Below are 534 nucleotides of genomic sequence, written 5' to 3'. Positions count from 1 at the left end.
GGTGGGGTAGATGATTGGGGTGAAGTCGTAACAAGGTAGCCGTATCGGAAGGTGCGGCTGGATCACCTCCTTTCTATGGAGAATCGTTTCCTGCAATGGAAACATTCAAATTAGCAGGTACATGTACCTGCGACCGGATATTCAATTGGGTTCATCACATTCGTGTGAATAAAATGAATATCCTGAACTTACTCACTCGTTGCTCAGTTTTGAGAGTTCAAACTCTCACATATGACTTCCAAAATATACTTGTATTCAAGTGTTGAGGAATTTGATATGATGTTCTTCCGGGATTAAAACCGGTGAATATTGCACCTTGAAAACTGGATACCGAAACGAAATTGCGTTTTAGAATATTCCTTTAAGCTGATCTTGTGTAAACAAGTGAAATAAAGGTAGCAAATCGTATTTACATTGTAGATACTAGGTTAAGCTACAAAGAGCACACGGAGGATGCCTAGGCGCCAGGAGCCGACGAAGGACGTGGCGAACAACGATAAGGCCTCGGGGAGCTGTAAGCAAGCTTTGATCCGG

Annotated in this window: 2 rRNA genes; both read left to right on the top strand. The window is 42.9% G+C overall.

The features are described 5' to 3' along the window. Positions 1-73 (top strand): 16S ribosomal RNA (locus ACU1JV_RS28080); the annotation flags it as partial. A gap of 353 nt (positions 74-426) precedes the next feature. After that, a 23S ribosomal RNA gene (locus ACU1JV_RS28075) occupies positions 427-534 on the top strand; the annotation flags it as partial.

The organism is Paenibacillus sp. T2-29 (assembly GCF_052921365.1).
Note: the sequence above shows the minus strand (reverse complement) of the source record. Positions and strands in the feature narration are given on the sequence as shown.